We start from the raw sequence: 270 nt of genomic DNA, 5'->3' as shown, positions 1-270 counted from the left end.
TCGAACCCCTGTTACCGCCGTGAAAGGGCGGTGTCCTAGGCCTCTAGACGATGGGGACACATAAATGTGTCACTAGGACAACTGAATTTTTAGACTCGTTTCAGGCGAGCTTTCTTAATAACACTTCACTTCCCTATTAAAAATAAGTAAGTGGCGTCCCCAAGGGGATTCGAACCCCTGTTACCGCCGTGAAAGGGCGGTGTCCTAGGCCTCTAGACGATGGGGACACATAAATGTGTCACTAGGACAACTGAATTTTTAGACTCGTTT

General features: G+C 47.8%; 1 tRNA gene. It reads right to left on the bottom strand.

Going from position 1 to position 270, the window contains the following annotated elements:
* Positions 1-151 precede the first annotated feature (151 nt).
* A tRNA-Glu gene (locus H5090_RS20625) sits at positions 152-227 on the bottom strand.
* Positions 228-270 lie beyond the last annotated feature (43 nt).

The sequence above is a fragment of the Pseudoalteromonas sp. SR43-5 genome (genome assembly GCF_014163835.1).
In the GTDB taxonomy this organism is placed as follows: Bacteria; Pseudomonadota; Gammaproteobacteria; order Enterobacterales; family Alteromonadaceae; genus Pseudoalteromonas; species Pseudoalteromonas distincta.
This window is presented reverse-complemented; position numbering and strand designations above follow the sequence as displayed.